This window comes from Rhodococcus sp. NPDC057014 (genome assembly GCF_042673295.1).
GTDB lineage: Bacteria > Actinomycetota > Actinomycetes > Mycobacteriales > Mycobacteriaceae > Rhodococcus_F.
The window spans coordinates 1-3,316 of sequence record NZ_JBHUSF010000536.1; the positions used below are offsets into that span (position 1 = coordinate 1).

2 protein-coding genes and 2 pseudogenes are annotated in these 3,316 nt (G+C 69.1%); 2 read left to right on the forward strand and 2 right to left on the reverse strand.

Annotation, left to right across the window (positions count from 1 at the left end; genetic code table 11):
• Window positions 1-536 (forward strand): carcinine hydrolase/isopenicillin-N N-acyltransferase family protein (locus tag ACFTZB_RS44375; protein WP_378442191.1); only part of this gene is annotated, 536 nt, incomplete at its 5' end.
• 23 nt (window positions 537-559) lie between these two features.
• Window positions 560-1,720: an MFS transporter gene (locus ACFTZB_RS44380; protein WP_378442193.1), complete on the forward strand. Its 1,161-nt coding sequence runs from the start codon at window positions 560-562 to the stop codon at window positions 1,718-1,720.
• A gap of 102 nt (window positions 1,721-1,822) precedes the next feature.
• Here ACFTZB_RS44380 and ACFTZB_RS44385 read toward each other — a convergent pair.
• Both ACFTZB_RS44385 and ACFTZB_RS44390 read right to left on the reverse strand, forming a co-directional pair.
• Window positions 1,823-2,722: pseudogene (locus tag ACFTZB_RS44385) on the reverse strand (2-oxo acid dehydrogenase subunit E2); the annotation flags it as partial.
• Window positions 2,646-3,316 (reverse strand): annotated as a pseudogene (locus ACFTZB_RS44390) (pyruvate dehydrogenase); the annotation flags it as partial. The pseudogenes ACFTZB_RS44385 and ACFTZB_RS44390, both read right to left, overlap by 77 nt.

Genomic DNA, 3,316 nt, shown 5'->3' on the forward strand with positions numbered 1-3,316 from the left:
GTCTGCAGCAGTGCACCACATTCACCGACGCGGTCGACTATCTGCGTACCCACCCCAGCGCCGGCGGCTTCGCCTACACGATCGGCGACACCCACACCGGTCGCGCCGCCGTCGTCGAAACCGCCGCGGGGCGTCATGCCGTCCGTGAACTCCCACCCGAGAGAGCATTCGAATGGCACACCAACCACATCCGGTTCATACCCGACCCACCGGATCGGGCGCCGACGGGAGCCGCCACCGCCAATCTCGGGCAGCGCGACGAGAGTCTTGCGCGGGGCAGGGTCCTCGACAACATCACCCCGGCCCTCGAACCCGGCGTCGGCTGGTTCGACCGAGTTCTGGCAGGATCCCCCGTTCCCACCGGCGTCCACCGCACCGCCGCGGGCGACGACCCCCTCGCCACCCTGTGCACCACCGAGACCAACCTGACCGACCGAACCATCTTCATCCGCAACCGACACGACCGAACAGCCACACTTTCGCTGGCCGACTTCGTCACGGGACCGCGCTCCGCTGAACGATCGGCGACCGCGTGACGTACCGCGCAAGACGTCGTCCGATGAGGCCGCTGTACGCGGCCGGTTTCACCACGGCCTTCGGAGCACACGCCGTCGCGGCGAACCTCGCATTCGACCTCGAGGACCCGGCCGGCTCCCTTCTGTACCTCGGTCTGCTGCTGGCCCTGTACGACGGCGCCGAGGTAGTCCTCAAACCCGTGTTCGGGACACTCGCCGACCGGATCGGTGCCCGACCTGTCCTCCTCGGTGGTCTCATCGGATTCGCCGCAGCCTCCGCCCTGTTCGTCGTGGTCGGCGACTCCAACTGGCTGTGGCTGGCCCGGGTCGGGCAGGGCGCGGCCGCGTCCGCATTCTCCCCGGCCGCGAGTGCGCTGGTCGCACGGATGACCCCGAAAACCGGGCACGGCAGCGCGTTCGGAACATACGGCTTCTACAAGAGCCTCGGCTACACGCTCGGCCCGTTGCTGGGCGGCCTGCTGGTATGGCTCGGCGGCCTCACCCTGCTGTTCGCGGTGATGACCGCCCTCGCGCTCACCATCGCGGCATGGGCGGTGCGCGTGGTGCCCGCCCTGCCACCCCTGCCGCGCAACCGGCAGACCGTCCTGGACCTGGCACGCCGTCTGACGGATCGGGCGTTTCTCCGGCCCACCGTCGCACTCGCGTTCGCAACCTCGGCGCTGTCGGTGGGAGTGGGATTCCTGCCGGTCGCCGGTGCCGCCGCCGGACTCGGCTCGGTGGCGACCGGAGCTGCAGTGTCCGTCCTCGCCGCCTGCGCCGCCCTCGTGCAGCCGCGAGCCGGGCGGGCACTGGACGCGGGTCGCATCTCGGCCGGTACCGGAACAGCGCTGGGCCTGCTGATCACCGCCACCGGACTCGGGTGTGCGATGCTCCCCGGCCTGCCCGGTGTGCTGACCTCCGCAGTGGTCATCGGCACCGGGACGGGACTGATCACCCCGCTCGCTTTTGCGTCGCTGGCCCGCTCCACTCCCGACGAAAGGATGGGACAGACCATGGGCGCCGCCGAACTCGGACGCGAACTCGGCGACGCAGGAGGACCTCTCCTCGTCGGAGGCGTCGCCGCGGTCGCCACACTCACCGCCGGGTTCGGCGCCATCGCAGCGCTCACTTTCCTTGGCGGCGCCGCGACCGCGGCCGCACCGCTGCGCCGGCATCTCGGTTCCGTCTCGACGGAGGACGAGTGAGCGCGACGGCGACACCTGGTCCGATCGTGGTGGTCTCCCGATTCCATCTCGTCCGTCTCGGCTCACGCGATGGCCCAGATAGATTGAGAAAAACGGAGATCGTCAGGTCGGTTCGAGTTCAACCTGCGGTTGATGCAGAGCTGCACGGTCAAAGCCCGCTTCCAGCCGTTGCCGCACCGTGGTGAGGTAGCGGGCGGCGTCGGCGCCGTCGACGATGCGGTGGTCGTACGACAGCGAAAGGTACGCCATCGATCGAACCCCGATCTCGAGGGAGCCGTCAGGGCCGCGGGTGGGGACGAGGCGTTCGACAACGGTGCCGAGACCGAGGATCGCGGACTGTGGTTGGTTGAGGATCGGGGTGTCGAACAATGCTCCACGACTGCCGGTGTTGGTGATGGTGAAGGTGCCGCCGGACAGATCGTCGGGGCGGATCGTGCCCGCACGCACGTTGTCCGCGGCACCGGCGATGGACCGGATGAGGTCGGGAATCCCCAACGTCGCGGCGTCGCGGATGACGGGCACCATCAGTCCCTTGTGGCTGTCGACGGCCATCCCCAGGTGGACGGCACCGTGGTAGGTGACCTCGGTGCACTCGGCGTCGAGCGAGGAGTTGATCACCGGGTGCTCGGCGAGGGCTTCGACTGCGGCGGCGACGAAGAACGGCAGGAACGACAGCTTCATGCCTGTGCGTGCATGGAACAGCGCCTTCTCCCGGTCCCGCAAGCGGGCGATCCCGGTGACATCGACCTCGACGACTGTCGTCAATTGCGCCGAGGTGTGCAGGGATTCGACCATTCGCCGGGCAATGGTGCGACGGATCCGCGGCAGCTTCTCGACGCGGTCCGCGCCGGACACCTCGAGCGACGGCAGCACCACGGGGGTCGCGGCGGTCTGATTCGTAGTCATTCTTGGTTGTCTCTCTTGGTCAGTCGGTGAGGTCGAGGGCGGCGCGGACGATGCTGTCGGTGTCGATGCCGTGGTAGCGGTAGACGTCGTCGAGGGACCCGACCTGCCCGAACCTGCTGACCCCCAGCGCCGCCCCGGCCACCTGGTTGATGCCGGTCAGGAACGCCAGGGTGTGCGGGTGCCCGTCCAGCACCGTCACCATCGGGGCCGCCCGGTCGGCGGGGAACACCTGATCCAAAATCCACGACGAACCCTCGGTCAGGCCGCGGCGCGCCTGCACCGCCTCGAACACCCGTCCCGGGCTGGTGACGCACACCACATCCGCCGCAATCCCCTGCTCCGCCAACCGGTCCGCCGCAGTCAGGGTTTCGGTGATCACCGCACCCATCCCCACCAACGTCACCGCCGGCGTGCCGGTGTGCCGGAGGGTGTAGGCGCCGGCGACCACCTGCCGGCGGCGACGCTCCCGCGCCGCCGGATCCGACGGCACCGCGGCGAGGGTCTGATCCACCGGTCGGGTCGACAGCCGTAGATACGACGACGACCCATCCGGCCGTCCCAACCGGGAAATACTGTCGAGCAAAGTCCACTCGACGTCGATCGCGAACGCCGGCTCGAAACTCACACACCCGGGCTGCTCCAGCCCGATCGACGGCGTCTTGATCGACTGATGCGCCCCACCCTCCGCGG

Coding starts and splice junctions, on each gene's coding strand:
- ACFTZB_RS44380 (WP_378442193.1), top strand. CDS start 560: ATGAGGCCGCTGTACGCGGCCGGTTTCACCACGGCCTTCGGAGCACAC.